Raw genomic sequence first — 13,431 nt, 5'->3', positions numbered from 1 at the left:
GTGAATAAATCGTTCCTTATAGTTTACGTTGCCATACACATTTTATGCGATTAGGTCATAGACTAGTAAGACTACATAAGAGAAGGAGGCATGTTCATGCTTGAACGCAATTTGTACGATCATTATAAATTGTACTGTACGGAACGGTTTTCAATTGGAGACTTTGAAGGGTTTCAGGCTAACCAAGAATCGTATTTGATCATTCCAAAGGATGAACTGCAGATGGAGGAGTCGCAAATGCTTGCCTTCTCTGATTATATGAGAAGTGTTGGCGATTATTCTGTCCTTGAGCTTGTTCAAAACCGTTCAAACCAACCATCGACTCTTATCGATGGTTCCGAGGTGTATATATTTAAAATTCCAACTGTACGAGAAGATCGCAGTGTACGCATTCGTTCTACTCAAGATTTAGGAGGGCAACTACGAGACTGGCATGTAAAAGGCCAACAAGGGGCTGCGAACTGGACGGCGCTGACAGCTGGGCGTTGGCCAACTATTTGGGAACAGCGTTTAGAACAACTTGAAAATTGGTATGCGCAAAAACGAGCAACGGGGCCGACAACGATAACGGATGAAGTGTTTTTATATACGTATCCTTACTTTATGGGCGTAACAGAAAATGCCATTCAGTACGCTGTAGATACAGAGCTAGATATCCCAATGGAGCCACGGGATAGTGGTACGATTTGTCATAGTCGTTTTAAAGACACATCGTGGTTAAAAGTATCAGAGAGTGGTCAAATTATTAAGCTGCCAACAACGTTTTTGTTTGACCATCCAGCCCGTGACTTAGCTGAGTGGATCCGCGATCGGCGTGTCCAGCCAGAGGAAAGACATCGACAAATGAAACAAGAGATTTCCCTTTTTTTAAGAGGTTATGAAGAAACACAAGTTTTGTCACGCTACTCTTGGCAGCTCATGTATGCTCGATTGCTCTTCCCGCTTTATTATTTTGAACTAGTAGAACAATATTACAGAGCGCAAATGCCGCAGGAGCAGCTTCAATTTGCTTCCAAAATTGAGTCGTTTCTCGACAAAGAAAAAGAAAATGGTGCTTTCTTAAATGAGCTGGCAGAAGAAGCCAAACTTCATCGCTACCAGTCTATTCCAGAATTAGATTGGATTATTGGTCAAAAAATTTAATTTTTTCTCTTGAAAACCATCGCAACTGACGATATAATGTCCATTATATAAAGACATTAGTTCTTCTGGGAAAGACTTATTGGTTTGAGCCAAGACCAGGGGGATAAGGAGTGGGGTAGTTGTTGATGTGGAAGGGATTATTGCAAGAATATAAGGCTTATTTACCTGTGCAAGATCAAACACCTAAGCTTTCTCTTGGAGAAGGGAATACACCACTCGTTCATTTTGAGCGTTTATCTGAACGGTTGGGCATCGAGTTATACGGAAAACATGAGGGGGTTAATCCAACAGGCTCGTTTAAAGATAGAGGCATGGTCATGGCAGTAGCAAAAGCCGTTGAAAAAGGGAAATCCGCCATTATGTGTGCTTCAACAGGAAATACAGCTGCATCGGCTGCAGCATATGGGGCGAAAGCAGGACTAAAGGTATTTGTTGTTATTCCTAAAGGGAAAATTGCTCAAGGGAAACTGGCTCAAGCGGTGATGTTAGGTGCTGAAGTGATTGAAGTGGAAGGGAACTTTGATCAAGCATTAAAAACTGTACGAGAAGTGACTGAGGATTCGTCCATTGAACTTGTAAACTCTGTTAATCCATATCGATTGCAAGGTCAAAAAACAAGCGCATTTGAAATCTGTGATCAATTAGGTTCTGCCCCAGATGTGCTGGCTATTCCAGTAGGAAATGCAGGGAATATTTCTGCATACTGGTTAGGCTTTAAAGAATACCATCAAAGATTTCAAACCGGCTTACCTAAACTATTTGGCTTTCAAGCAGAAGGGGCAGCGCCAATTGTTCGAAATAAAGTCGTCGACAATCCTGAGACAATTGCGACAGCCATTCGCATCGGTAACCCTGCAAGTTGGTCAACAGCAACCCTTGCAGCGAGAGAGTCACTAGGGTTGATTGATATGGTGTCGGATGAAGAAATTATAGAAGCATACCAAGAACTGGCGAAAAACGAAGGTATTTTTGCTGAACCAGGATCATGTGCTTCGATCGCAGGAATTAAAAAGGCTGTTGCAAATGGTCAACTTTCTAAAGGATCAAAAGTGGTTGCTGTTTTAACTGGAAATGGGTTAAAAGATCCTATCACGGCTATGGATGTATCACCATCAGAGCGAGTGGTATTAGATCAAACAAATGAAGCGTTTAAAGCGTATCTGCATGGAAAAGAAATGGTGGTGTAACAATGTTAGCAATGACAATCCCAGCGAGTACAGCAAACTTAGGACCAGGCTTTGATTCAATTGGCATGGCGTTAGACCGCTATCTTCACGTAGATGTAGAGCGAAGCGACTCATGGTCCTTTCACTGTGATAGCCCTGGACTTGAAAACTTAGGACCGAACAATTTAATTTATCAAGCGGCAGCATTTACAGCAAACCATTTGGAGACGACGCTTTTTCCTTGTCGTGTTTCGATGAAAAATGATATCCCGCTCTCAAAGGGGTTTGGATCAAGTGCGGCAGCAATCGTTGCTGGAATTGAAATTGCCTGCTATTGTGCCGATCGTAACGTGTCTCAAAAAGAAAAAGTGCGAATTGGATCCCTTTTTGAAGGGCACCCAGATAATGTTGCCCCTTCAATATATGGTGGTTTGATTGTAGGGGCTCATCGAGATCATCGTACGGACATTATTCACGTTTCAGAGCCAAAAGTAGAGTTAGTCGCACTTATTCCGCCAGAAATTTTGGAAACGAAAAAAGCAAGAGGTATTTTACCAAAGCAGCTTCAATTCAAACAAGCTATCCAGACAAGCGCTGTTTCAAATGTTATGACAGCTGCTATACTAGCGGATAATTGGAGTCTTGCCGGTGAATTAATGATGGAAGACTTGTACCACCAACCGTACCGCAAACACCTTATCCCGCATTGGTCTGACGTCATGAACTTTGTAAATGAGCATCGCTTTTCTTATGGCGCTGCTTTAAGTGGCGCGGGTCCAACGGTATTGTGTTTTGTGGAGCAAGGTAGCGGCAAACGCTTCGCAAAAGAGATTCAACGTCGTTTTCCATATTATCAAGCTGAAGTTGTAAGACCAGCTACAGTTGGAACAGCACTATCCGTAGTGCAAGCATAGCTTTTGTAACAGTAGGCATACTACTGTGAAAAGGAGGCGAATGCTATGCTACAAGTAAATGAATTGAAAGATGGTCAGTCGGTTTTTGTTATTTATAGTAATCCCCACACACCCACTGTTGCAACAATACAGGAAGGATATATATCGGTTGACGCACTCGGAACGTCGGTTGTTGTATACGATTATTATCATACATTAGAAGAAGATGATGCGGTTTTTGCTTCTTATGAGGATGCAGAGCAAGTGTATAACCAATACATGATGTAGAGAGAAAAGGAGAAGGGTCTGAGCAACCCTTCTCCTTCTAAAGTATTAACGCTCTTTCTTTTCTTCCTCTTTTTCCTTTTCAAGCGCGTTGAGACTCATTTCTCGGTTACGCTTCTTTTCAATCAGCGCTCGCTTTTCGTCAGGATGCAATTCTGCAGCATGCTCAGTCTTATACCTTTCAGCCTCGTGCATTCGTTTCTTCGTGTCTTCAATAATGGATTGAATCTGTCTTGCGTTGTCGCTACGGTTATCGTCATTCGCCATCATGTTGTCACCCTCCTTTAGTAGAAGTGTTCTACAAAAGAAGAAAACTATGTACACAAAAAAGCAGTAAAGCCAATGCTTTACTGCTGAATAGACTGGTGATTAGAATACTTGCTCGATTTCAACTACCCCTGGTACTTCCTCTAAAAGGGCACGCTCAATCCCAGCTTTTAACGTAATTGTAGAGCTTGGGCAAGATCCGCAAGCACCTAGTAAGCGTACTTTTACGATCCCGTCTTCCACATCAACAAGTTCAACGTCTCCGCCATCACGTAGCAAAAACGGACGAAGCTTATCCAATACCTCTTGCACTTGCTCCATCATATCTGTGCTTGTTTCCATTAGGAATCACTCCTTTCATCATACTCTCATTATAATCGCCTAGATGAAAAAAATCCATGCATCTGCTCAATTATTTTAGATTCGTTCAGATGATAAGACGTGCATTAAGCGAACAATGGCCATTCTCCTTGTTTAACTAATGCATCGTTCTAATTAAAATGACTTCTGAAGGTGTTTCACAGGGTTTATTAGGAATGGAGAGAGAAGGAGAAGAAAGAAGGAAGCATCTTTTTTATAGCTTCTAGCACGGTTCTCATGTAAGCTAATAGGAAAGAGCATTGAAAGGATGAGGTGGGTGCAAAAAATTGAGTTTACGGTTTATGGAGCAGAGCAAAAGTGCGCTTCTTGTGTACATTTGCCAAGCGCATTAGAGACAAAAGATTGGTTAGAAGCAGCATTAACCCGGAAATTCCCTCACGAAAATTTATCTTTTCACTATGTCGATATAGAGTCCCCAAATACCGAACGAGAAAAAGAGCTAGCAGAAGCCATTTTAAATGAAGAGTATTTCTATCCATTATTGGTAGTAAACGGAGAAATTCTTGCGGAAGGAAATCCTAGTTTGAAAGTGGTTACACAACGAGTAGAAGCCATTCTTTCTGCCTCTTTCTACAAGTAAAAGCGTTAAAGGAACCTACTCCTTTAACGCTTTTTACTATCAGCCACTGTGGTACTTATACATCCAAAGCACTCCACTTTTTAAGATTCGCGCTACACGGCCTGTTAGTGGACGTTCGCCCATCATACCAAAACCATGTTTCTTTCCTAGTGAGCCCAAAACCCCTTTTAGCTTAATGCGAGGCATTTCTTCAGGAAGAGGTTCCTCTTTCCATTGATGTTTTAAGATGGTAACGATTTGTTCTGCTTGCCCTTCCGCAAGCTGTGCGCTTGGTGCGTGAGGTAAGCTCGCACAATCACCAACGACAAAGATATCCGGATGATTGGGGATAAAATGTTGTGGTGTTAAAATGATACGTCCAGATCGATCTTTTTCTACATCTAGATCGCGTACGACACGAACAGGCTGGACACCAGCAGTCCAAATGACTGCATCACTTTCAATTCGTTCATCATGATTGTAAAGTGCGCCGGGTTCTACTTTCGTAATGTTTGAATTGTTGCTGACATCAACTCCGTGCTCTACAAACCAATTTTGAACATATGCGCTTAATTTCTTAGGGAACTGACTCATAACAGATTCGCCGCGATCAAATAGTTTAATTGAAAGGTCAGGTCGACTTTCGCGTAGCTCACTTGCTAATTCAACGCCACTCAAGCCAGCACCTACAATGGAGACGACGCCTTCTGGTCTAACATTATTTAGCGCTTCATACGTGCGGCGAGTCGCACTCATCGTTTGGATGCTATACGTATATGTATCCGCACCAGGTACGCCGTGATATTTGTCTGTACAGCCTAAACCGATAACAAGTTTATCGAAGGCAAGGGTTTCACCGTTGTTCAACTGGATAGAGTGGTCTTCAGCGTGGATAGCAGTGACAGTTGCGTATTTAATTTGTAGACGAGCATCTTCTGGGAAGGTAACTCGTAAATGGTGATCTGATGCGGTTCCAGCTGCAAGTGCATAGTATTCAGTTTTTAGACAGTGATAAGGCATTTCATCAACGAGAATAATTTCCCAGTCTTTTGGTAAGTCATTTGGTAGCAGTCTTTGTAAGACGCGCATACCACCATAACCTGCTCCAAGTACAACGAGTTTCTTCATAAGTAGAGATCTCCTTTTAAGCGAAATTGCGTTAAAACTAGTTTCAATTAAGGACATCGCTCGATGAACAAGTCCTATTCTTGTGGATTCTTGATGGAAAGCACTCATCGTATAGGCAATATGGCTGTTAATAATATGAGCGTAATGCTCTCTCTCTGCTAACGAAAGTGTTTCGTAAGCTTTTTCTAACAGCTCAACCCAATATGTGTGCAAGCGCTTTTCATTTTCAATTACATGTTTCCAAGTTTGAATCGTTAGGCTAGGATGAATATCATAATCCTTTAGTAAATAAAGTAAGCTTGAACGAATTTGCGTTAAGATTGTTTCTGAAGAAAGGTTCTCTTGCTGTTGATTTAATAGCTCTAACAATTGTTTCTCAAATAGAGCGTGTAAAATGGATTCTTTTGTAGGGAAGTGGTTAAAGAATGTACCTTTCGCTACATGTGCTCCTTTTGTAATTTCTGCAACCGTTGTTTCTTCAAACCCTTTTTCATAAAATAAGGTATGTGCAGATTGAAGTATGGCAGATCGTGTTCGGTTTTTTTTCGATTGATTCATTTTTTAAAAACCGTTCAAAGAATACGGTTTGTTTTTTCACCTCGGTTACGAGTGATTGGAACTAAAAATGACTCTGGTCAGTTTTGATTATACCGATTGTGCTTTCATTCGACAACCCAAAATTTACACTTTCTTCTTTTACCAATACGTTTGATTCAGATTGACTTTACAGTAGTGACAAAGTAGCATAAAAAAGAGGTGAACGAAGTGAAGATGTTGATTGAGTGCTGCATGAACAATGTACATAATGGGACAGATGAAGTCATTAACTCCTTACTGTCACTTCCACACGTTGAAATAGTAGAATATGGCTGTTTAACACAGTGTGGAGTGTGTAACCAAGAGCATTTTCTGTTCATTAATGATACGTATGTTGCTGGTGAGACACCAGCTCAATTACTAGAAAAGATAAATAAGATATGTTTTACTTTAACATAACGTGTTTGAGTGAGTATTGAACAAGCAATAGAGGAGGAGAACTGTGCACCCTTTACCATTTAGTCACACTTGGCCATATGAAGTACAAGGTAAAGATATCTATATTGAAGAATGTCCTTTTTGTAAGCAAGAACATGTGTTAACGAACATGAAGCCAAAAGACGTAAAACGCGCAAAAGAACAGTTTAAAGTTCGTTTAAATATGCCTTGCTGTCATACGGTTATGACAATAATAGAGGCAGATGATGATTACTTCTGGGCAGACCAACCATTAAGAGGGTGAAACAAGATGAAATTTACAAAAATGCATGGTTTAGGGAATAGCTATGTGTATGTCAATATGTTTAATGAGAACTTACCCGAAAAGCAATTAAGTGAAACCGCTGTACGATTAGCAGATAAGAATAAAGGTATCGGAAGCGATGGGATGATTTTGATCTATCCATCGCAAACTGCAGCAGTCAAAATGAGAGTGTTTAACAATGATGGATCAGAAGCGAAGAACTGTGGCAACGGTTTGCGCTGTGTAGCAAAATATAGCTATGAGCATGGACTTGTAACAACAACTTCTTTTACAATTGAAACGTTAGGTGGAAATGTTGAAGCAACCGTTTCAGTTGACCATGAAAATTGTGTTCAATCTGTAACGGTTAATATGGGACAACCACGTTTGTTAGCAAAAGAAATTCCTATGAAAAACGAGCATAGTGAGGCAATGATCGTTAACGAAGCGATCCCTGTGTACCATCAAGACATTAGAGTAACCGCCGTCTCTATGGGGAATCCACATGCTGTTCAATTTATCGACTCAATTGAGAAGGCGCCAGTTAAAGAAATTGGCCCTTTAATTGAAAAACATGACCGGTTTCCTGAGTGGGTAAACGTCGAATGGGTTGAAGTTGTGAGCCCAAAGGAAATTCACTTCCGCGTGTGGGAGAGAGGTTCCGGTATAACACAGGCTTGTGGAACGGGTGCTTGCGCAGCAGTAGTAGCAGGTGTTTTGAATGGTCACTTAGAGAAAGAATCAGAGGTTACTGTGCACTTATTAGGTGGGGATTTACAGATCACGTGGAAAGATGATGGAGATGTGTGGATGAAAGGCCCTGCTGAATATATATGCAGTGGGGATGTGTGCTTGTAAAAAAAGCTTGGGGCGAATAAGCCCCAAGCTTTTTTGTTTAGTATTCTTTAATAATGTTGTAGAACGTATCTCGCTCAACCGGATTTTTTCCTGCACTCTTAATCATATGAATTAATTCTTTTCTCGTAATACCGGCAGACGTTAAGGCGCCGACAGAATGAGAAATCCGTTCTTCAATTAATGTACCATGGATATCGCTTGATCCAAATGTTAATGCCATTTGTGTAAGTTGAACGCCAATATTAATCCAGTAGGCTTTAATATGAGGGAAGTTATCAAGCATTAAGCGACTAACTGCAATGGTTCTCATATCGTCGTAAGCAGACGTTCGTCTATTTAACCCAGCTTTCACGTTTCTTGGCTGCATCGCTAGTGGAATAAATACCATAAACCCATTTGTACGGTCCTGTAGCTCACGTACTCGTTGCATATGAATCAAACGTTCTTCTTTTGATTCAACTGAGCCATAGAGCATCGTTGAATGCGTGCGTAAACCAAGGTTGTGCGCCGTTTCGTGTGCTTCAAGCCATTGGTCAGTAGAAGCTTTTTCAGGGCTCATAATGGCACGGTAGCGCTCCGTTAATATCTCAGCACCACCACCTGTAAGTGTTGATAGGCCAGCATCCATTAACGTTTGAATCACTTCTTTCATAGAAATGCCAGCGAGACGGGAGAAGAATTCAATCTCGGCGCCAGTATATGCTTTTACTGTTACCTGTGGATAATGTTTCTTCAATGTTTTAACGATATTGACGTAATAGTCAAAGCCGACTTCATTGTTGTGACCACCAACAATATGAAACTCTCGAATATTATCGTTCCAACGGTCAGAAACGTATTTTAACAACGCTTCTTCGTCCATTGTGTAGGCACCTTCTTCACCTGGCTTCCGTTTAAACCCGCAAAAGCCACAATTTGCCTCACATACATTTGTCGGATTAATATAGAGGTTTTCAATAAAATAAACGTTTTGACCATTCTTTCTTTCGTTTACAAGATTAGCTAATTGAGCAACACCCAGTAAATCTGGTGTTTCGTATAATGTTAGACCATCTTCTATGGATAAGCGTTCACCGTTCAAAACTTTCTCTTTTACGTTTTGAAGGTTTGTGTCTGTCAAAAGCACACTCATCTTCGGAATCCTCCTTTAAAACATCGCTTGATGCACATAACGAAGTCTTTTTGTTGATTTCACATTCTATTATACTACTACACTTTTAAGAAAGAAAGAAACGTGAAACAGACACAAGGAAGAAAATAAGTAGAATGACTTATTGAAACACGGTAGGTGTACGATGTAATATACAGGTTGGTGAATACTTATAAAATTGAGGTGTGAGGTAAAATGAACGTACGGAATGACCTATGTTTGGAAAGGCTGGAGCTGTTGCGCTATGAAATGCTGCAAGCGGCTAAGCGTCATGGTTTAAATCATCCTCTTGTATTGACATACAGCGAACAAATTGACGATATACATAATCGATTAATGCGTAAAGACCAATCACCCTTAGAGTAGAAAAACTTGAGTATAAAAACAAAAAGGTCTATACTATAGGAAAGAAAAAAGGGAGGCACGAACATGATTACTCTTACAGATGCAGCGGCAGCGCAAATTCTTTCCATGAAGAAAGAGGAAGGTGACGAGTCACTAAAGCTCCGAATCGGTGTACAAGGCGGAGGCTGTTCTGGTCTTTCCTATGGCATGGGCTTTGATGATGAGAAGACAGAGGACGATACAGCATTCCAAGTAAATGGAATTGACGTTATTGTTGACCAGGAAAGTGAACCAATTATTAAAGGACTAGTCATTGACTATAAACAAAATATGATGGGTGGCGGCTTTACGATTGATAATCCTAACGCGATCGCCAATTGTGGGTGTGGCTCTTCATTCAGAACCGCAACAAATGCCGGTACACCAGAAAACTGTTAAAACAAAGAACCGAAGCGTTTGCTTCGGTTCTTCTTATTTTTGTTCTGGTTCTAAGTAGTGATTGTAGCGTTTTTCTAAATACCGTTGTAGCCAGGATAGTAAAGAGCAAACAACCCAATAGATTAATGCTGCTACAATAATGACGGTTAAGTAATTGAATTCACGACCACCGATTATGCGTGCTTGATACATTAATTCTGGTAACGCAATCGTAGAGGCAATTGAAGTGGATTTAATGAGTGTTAAAAAGACGTTGCTTAACGGAGGTAACGCAATACGAATCGCTTGTGGCAAAATAACGTAGCGCATCGTCTGCCATTTATTTAACCCTAATACAGAGCCAGCTTCATGTTGCCCCAAAGGCACGGAAGAAAGTGCCGAACGGTTTACTTCCGCGATGTAGGCGGAAGTATTTAAACTGAAGGCGACGATAGCCGCAGCGACTGTGCTTAAACTAAACCCAAGTTCTGGTAGTGCAGCGTAAAGAAGAAAAAGTAGAACAAGGATCGGTACACCGCGATTAAAGGAAATGAAAAGCATACTTGGCCAGCGAAAATAAATATGCTTGGACATCCTACCTAAAGCTAGAAAAAAGCCAAGAACTAAAGCAATGATCATGCTTACAACCGCAACGAGCATAGTATATTGAAGCCCTTTTAAAATATAGGGGAACGATTCAATGGCAAGTGTCAGATCAAAAGAACTCATTCTTAAACACCCTTTATGTTATTCAAAATCAATATCAGGAAGCTGAGTGACATCATAGCCGTCAAAAAATTCTTCAGACAGCGATGCGGCTGTTCCATCTTCTAATAGTTGTGTAATGGCTTCATTTATCGCTTCAAGTAAAAGAGGCTCGTCTTTAGCAAGCATAATACCTTGCTCGCTTGGATCGTAAAAGAGTGTCGGATGTACTTGAACATCAATATCCGTTAAATGATTGACTGTAATGGATTGAAGGTAATAATCGTTTAGAATAACGTCTCCTTGACCATTTTCGACTGCTCTTAAATAGACGTCATTTGTGACATTATCAAAGAATTTTGGCGTTGCGCCGTATTCTTCTGCTTTTTGCATATAAGTCGTATTCATGGCTCCTAGCGCAATCTTTCCATCTAAGTCTTCTAACGTTTCAATGCCAGATAAATCTTCCTCTCGAACGATGGCACTTCCGAACGAGTATTTATATGGAGTAGAAAAATCAAAGTTTTGTTCCCGCTCCTCCGTTTTTGTCAGACTATTGGCAGCAATATGAACACGACCACTGTTTAAGGCCTGTGTCATTGTATCTACGCCAATTTCCTCAAATTCAACTTCAACATCAAGAATGGCAGCAATTTCCCTAACAAGTTCCACTTCATAACCAGTCAATTGATCGTCTTCCGAATGGTAAGAAGTAGGAAACAAAGTGCCAGCCGTAGCGACCGTCATCGTTCCAGATTCTTGAATGGCATTCCAAGCTGTGTTTCCAGATGCTATATTGTCTTCGTTTGATCCACAAGCGGCAAGGAAAACCGTCGCGATCAAAGAAGGAAAAATAAGTTTGTTAATCATCGTAATTCCCCCTAATTCTATGTACTTTGTAAGTATGCAACGAAAGTATAAAACAATCAAGTTGAAAACAGTTTCTTCTATTATAAAAGAAAGCACTTTTAACAGTTTTGTCGCAACCAATGCGACGAAATTGTATTTTCCTTTTCTTGAAGGGCAAGCTATTGATGGATAAAATGCAAGTAAAGTACTTACTTGAATAGGAGGAACGAATATGACCGAGAAAAAAAGCATCCGATCCCGTGTACAACGATTCGGAAGTAATTTAAGTAGCATGATCATGCCAAACATTGGCGCGTTTATTGCTTTTGGTACTATCACAGCTATTAATGCATTTTTCTTTATACAAATTTTAGATAACATGGTTGTACCAATGATCTACTACTTGCTACCACTACTAATTGCTTATACAGGTGGTAAGCTAGTCCATGATATGCGCGGGGGTGTAGTAGGGGCAACAGCAGTAATGGGTGTCATTGCCGCTGTACCAGACGCACCAATGTTTATTGGAGCAATGATTATGGGGCCACTTGGTGGTTATGCCATTAAAAAGTTTGACCAATTGGTTGATGGGAAGATTAGACAAGGGTTTGAAATGCTTGTTAACAACTTCTCGGCTGGATTAATTGGTGCTGCTTTAGCCGTAATAGGATCACTCCTTGTAGCACCAATTGTAAAAGGACTGACAAGTGCGCTAGGAGCAGGGGCAGATTTTCTTATCTCTACTGGCTTATTACCGCTTGTAAGTATTATTATTGAGCCAGCAAAAATCTTGTTCTTAAACAATGCCATCAATCATGGCGTGCTCGTACCTTTAGCAGCAACACAATTTGACACTCTCGGTAAATCAATCTTTTACTTATTAGAAGCTAACCCTGGTCCAGGTTTAGGTATTTTACTAGCGTTTATGATATTTGGTAAAGGTGTTGCTCGAGGCTCTGCATATGGAGCTGGTATCATTCATTTTATTGGTGGTATTCATGAAATTTACTTCCCTTATGTATTAATGAAACCATTAATGTTTCTTGCCGTTATCTTTGGTGGTGCATCTGGAGTATTTGTATTTAACCTCTTCCAAGTTGGTTTAGTTGCTCCAGCTTCACCAGGAAGTATTATTCCAATCATGGCTTTAACAGCACAGGGAGATTATCTAGGTGTTATTTTAGGGGTCTTAGTGGCGACGGTTGTTTCCTTTGTAATTGCTTCTCTTATCCTCCGCTTCGACAAAAAAGGCGAGGAAGACAATATTGAAGAAGCACAAGCAAAGATGCAAGATATGAAAGGTAAGAAATCTTCTGTTGTTTCAACAAGCGGTTCAAAAACAGGAAATGGGTACGAAAACGTTTCATCCATCATCTTCGCATGTGATGCTGGTATGGGTTCGAGTGCAATGGGTGCGTCCATTATGAAAGATCGCGTGAAGAAAGCAGGAATTGAAGGCGTGTCGGTTTCGAATACGTCCATTAGCAATATTCCAGACAGTGCCGATCTTGTGATTACCCATAAGGATCTTACCGAGCGTGCTAAGCAAAAGAATCCATCTGCTATACACGTATCTGTGGATAATTTTATGAATAGCCCACGCTATAATGAAATTATTGAAGATTTAAAAGGTGGTCAATCGATAGAGCAACCTGTTTCATCAGAAGCGACAAAAGAAGAAGTTGATAAAATTATCTTTGCGTGTGATGCCGGAATGGGGTCAAGTGCAATGGGTGCCTCTTTATTAAAAAATAAGTTTAAGAAGGCAAACATTGAGGGTATCCATATATCGAATACAGCAATTAATTCTATTCCGTCGGATGCTGACATTGTGATTACCCATAAAGACTTAACGGAGCGTGCAAAACAAAAACAGCCAAACGCTGAACACATTTCCGTGGAAAACTTCATGAACAGTCCGAAGTATGATGAGTTAATTGAACGCTTGAAATAAAAAATAGCATCCCTAACTCTAGGGGTGCTTCCTGCTGTAATTGGAGGTTTTT

17 protein-coding genes and 1 pseudogene are annotated in these 13,431 nt (G+C 40.6%); 11 read left to right on the top strand and 7 right to left on the bottom strand.

The annotated features are described in order from the left end of the window. Window positions 1-96: 96 nt before the first annotated feature. The 4 genes from yutH (at window position 97) to FPV17_RS15650 (ending at window position 3,490) form a co-directional block, all read left to right on the top strand. A complete protein-coding gene (gene yutH, locus FPV17_RS15665; protein WP_035398287.1) occupies window positions 97-1,143 on the top strand; it encodes a spore coat putative kinase YutH in 1,047 nt (348 codons plus the stop codon). 125 nt (window positions 1,144-1,268) lie between these two features. Next, window positions 1,269-2,330, top strand: a complete 1,062-nt coding sequence (gene thrC / locus FPV17_RS15660; protein WP_144560506.1) for a threonine synthase — start codon at window positions 1,269-1,271, stop codon at window positions 2,328-2,330. 2 nt (window positions 2,331-2,332) lie between these two features. Continuing rightward, on the top strand, window positions 2,333-3,223 hold the full coding sequence (thrB, locus tag FPV17_RS15655) for a homoserine kinase (RefSeq protein WP_060703734.1): 891 nt from the start codon (window positions 2,333-2,335) through the stop codon (window positions 3,221-3,223). Window positions 3,224-3,268: 45 nt separating this feature from the next. Next, complete coding sequence (locus tag FPV17_RS15650) at window positions 3,269-3,490, top strand: transcriptional regulator SplA domain-containing protein (RefSeq protein ID WP_035398285.1); 222 nt, start codon at window positions 3,269-3,271, stop codon at window positions 3,488-3,490. Window positions 3,491-3,535: 45 nt separating this feature from the next. On the opposite strand, the gene FPV17_RS15645 is transcribed toward FPV17_RS15650, so the two are convergent. Then, complete coding sequence (locus tag FPV17_RS15645) at window positions 3,536-3,757, bottom strand: hypothetical protein (RefSeq protein WP_081762416.1); 222 nt, start codon at window positions 3,755-3,757, stop codon at window positions 3,536-3,538. Window positions 3,758-3,856: 99 nt separating this feature from the next. After that, window positions 3,857-4,096, bottom strand: a complete 240-nt coding sequence (locus FPV17_RS15640) for a NifU family protein (RefSeq protein ID WP_035398283.1) — start codon at window positions 4,094-4,096, stop codon at window positions 3,857-3,859. Window positions 4,097-4,382: 286 nt separating this feature from the next. On the opposite strand from FPV17_RS15640, the gene FPV17_RS15635 reads away from it, so the two are divergent. Then, entirely contained in the window at window positions 4,383-4,715 is a 333-nt protein-coding gene (locus FPV17_RS15635) for a YuzD family protein (RefSeq protein WP_081762415.1), read from the top strand. Between the two features lie 39 nt (window positions 4,716-4,754). On the opposite strand, the gene FPV17_RS15630 is transcribed toward FPV17_RS15635, so the two are convergent. Further along, on the bottom strand, window positions 4,755-5,822 hold the full coding sequence (locus tag FPV17_RS15630) for an NAD(P)/FAD-dependent oxidoreductase (protein WP_060704078.1): 1,068 nt from the start codon (window positions 5,820-5,822) through the stop codon (window positions 4,755-4,757). A gap of 393 nt (window positions 5,823-6,215) precedes the next feature. Further along, window positions 6,216-6,380 (bottom strand): annotated as a pseudogene (locus FPV17_RS22245) (TetR/AcrR family transcriptional regulator); the annotation flags it as partial. Window positions 6,381-6,593: 213 nt separating this feature from the next. Between FPV17_RS22245 and FPV17_RS15625 the strand changes: the two are divergent. Genes FPV17_RS15625 through dapF form a run of 3 tightly spaced genes read left to right on the top strand, consistent with a single transcriptional unit; the run spans window position 6,594 to window position 7,959 of the window. Then, entirely contained in the window at window positions 6,594-6,818 is a 225-nt protein-coding gene (locus FPV17_RS15625) for a YuzB family protein (protein WP_246117213.1), read from the top strand. A gap of 43 nt (window positions 6,819-6,861) precedes the next feature. Continuing rightward, complete coding sequence (locus FPV17_RS15620) at window positions 6,862-7,101, top strand: hypothetical protein (RefSeq protein WP_035398276.1); 240 nt, start codon at window positions 6,862-6,864, stop codon at window positions 7,099-7,101. Window positions 7,102-7,107: 6 nt separating this feature from the next. Next, window positions 7,108-7,959, top strand: coding sequence for a diaminopimelate epimerase (gene dapF, locus FPV17_RS15615; RefSeq protein ID WP_144559418.1), 852 nt, complete (start codon window positions 7,108-7,110; stop codon window positions 7,957-7,959). A gap of 37 nt (window positions 7,960-7,996) precedes the next feature. Here the strand turns inward: dapF and mqnE are convergent, their stop codons facing one another. Beyond that, the gene (gene mqnE / locus FPV17_RS15610; protein ID WP_060703736.1) at window positions 7,997-9,091 is read right to left on the bottom strand and encodes an aminofutalosine synthase MqnE; all 1,095 of its coding nucleotides are present in this window, start codon (window positions 9,089-9,091) and stop codon (window positions 7,997-7,999) included. Between the two features lie 213 nt (window positions 9,092-9,304). On the opposite strand from mqnE, the gene FPV17_RS15605 reads away from it, so the two are divergent. Beyond that, the gene (locus tag FPV17_RS15605) at window positions 9,305-9,475 is read left to right on the top strand and encodes a Spo0E family sporulation regulatory protein-aspartic acid phosphatase (RefSeq protein ID WP_081762414.1); all 171 of its coding nucleotides are present in this window, start codon (window positions 9,305-9,307) and stop codon (window positions 9,473-9,475) included. A 63-nt stretch (window positions 9,476-9,538) separates the two neighbouring features. Continuing rightward, the gene (locus tag FPV17_RS15600) at window positions 9,539-9,892 is read left to right on the top strand and encodes a HesB/IscA family protein (protein ID WP_035398272.1); all 354 of its coding nucleotides are present in this window, start codon (window positions 9,539-9,541) and stop codon (window positions 9,890-9,892) included. A gap of 33 nt (window positions 9,893-9,925) precedes the next feature. On the opposite strand, the gene FPV17_RS15595 is transcribed toward FPV17_RS15600, so the two are convergent. Both FPV17_RS15595 and FPV17_RS15590 read right to left on the bottom strand, forming a co-directional pair. After that, complete coding sequence (locus tag FPV17_RS15595) at window positions 9,926-10,600, bottom strand: amino acid ABC transporter permease (RefSeq protein ID WP_035398270.1); 675 nt, start codon at window positions 10,598-10,600, stop codon at window positions 9,926-9,928. Window positions 10,601-10,618: 18 nt separating this feature from the next. After that, window positions 10,619-11,446 (bottom strand): transporter substrate-binding domain-containing protein, encoded by an 828-nt coding sequence (locus FPV17_RS15590; RefSeq protein ID WP_144559417.1) that lies wholly within the window; start codon window positions 11,444-11,446, stop codon window positions 10,619-10,621. A gap of 211 nt (window positions 11,447-11,657) precedes the next feature. Between FPV17_RS15590 and FPV17_RS15585 the strand changes: the two genes are divergently transcribed. Next, window positions 11,658-13,379, top strand: a complete 1,722-nt coding sequence (locus FPV17_RS15585) for a PTS mannitol transporter subunit IIBC (protein ID WP_144559416.1) — start codon at window positions 11,658-11,660, stop codon at window positions 13,377-13,379. Window positions 13,380-13,431 lie beyond the last annotated feature (52 nt).

Origin of the sequence: Shouchella miscanthi, assembly GCF_007725405.1 — a bacterium.
GTDB classification, from domain to species: Bacteria; Bacillota; Bacilli; order Bacillales; family Bacillaceae_D; genus Shouchella; species Shouchella hunanensis.
Note: the sequence above shows the minus strand (reverse complement) of the source record. Positions and strands in the feature narration are given on the sequence as shown.